Annotated in this window: 1 pseudogene; it reads right to left on the bottom strand. The window is 44.8% G+C overall.

Features of this window, described 5'->3' with window-relative positions:
* A pseudogene (locus CTN07_RS22590) lies at positions 1–681 on the bottom strand (arginine decarboxylase); the annotation flags it as partial.

Raw genomic sequence — 681 nt, 5'->3', positions numbered from 1 at the left:
AGATAGGGTTAAAGCGAGCGTAACCAAACCAAGCTTCATCCATGTGGATACGGCTTGCAGATTCAGCAAGAAGTGCTTCAGTCACTTCTGAGTGGTAACACATACCGTCATAAGTACAGTTAGTTACCACAGAGTAGCTTGCTTTATCTTTGTTTAGGTCAAATTCAGGTGCTTTCTCAGCAATTTTCTTCGCTAGAGACTCTTTGCTCATTTGCGCTTTGCTGATTGGACCGATGATACCGTAGCAGTTACGGCTAGGTGTCATATAAACAGGGCGAGCACCAGTTAGGATCAGACCTTGTTCAATTGATTTGTGACAGTTACGGTCACAGATAGCAACGTCGTCATCTTTTAGACACGCTTGCATGATAGTACGGTTAGAACCAGAAGTACCTACGATACCTGAGTAAGATTCGTGAGCACCGAAGATTTTCGCTGCTTCTACTTCTGAGTCTTTGAATGCGCCAGTGTGGTCTAGTAGAGAACCTAGAGAAGCACGTTCGATACCCATATCAGTACGGAATAGGTTTTCACCGTAGAATTGGTAGAACTGGTTACCGGCTGGAGTCTTAGTGAAACCGATACCGCCTTGGTGACCAGGAGCAGACCATGAGTACTCGTGAACGTCGTTGTATTCCATCATCGCTTTCATAAATGGAGGAATAACAACATCACGGTAAC

This window comes from Photobacterium damselae (genome assembly GCF_003026815.1).
In the GTDB taxonomy this organism is placed as follows: domain Bacteria; phylum Pseudomonadota; class Gammaproteobacteria; order Enterobacterales; family Vibrionaceae; genus Photobacterium; species Photobacterium damselae.
Note: the sequence above shows the minus strand (reverse complement) of the source record. Positions and strands in the feature narration are given on the sequence as shown.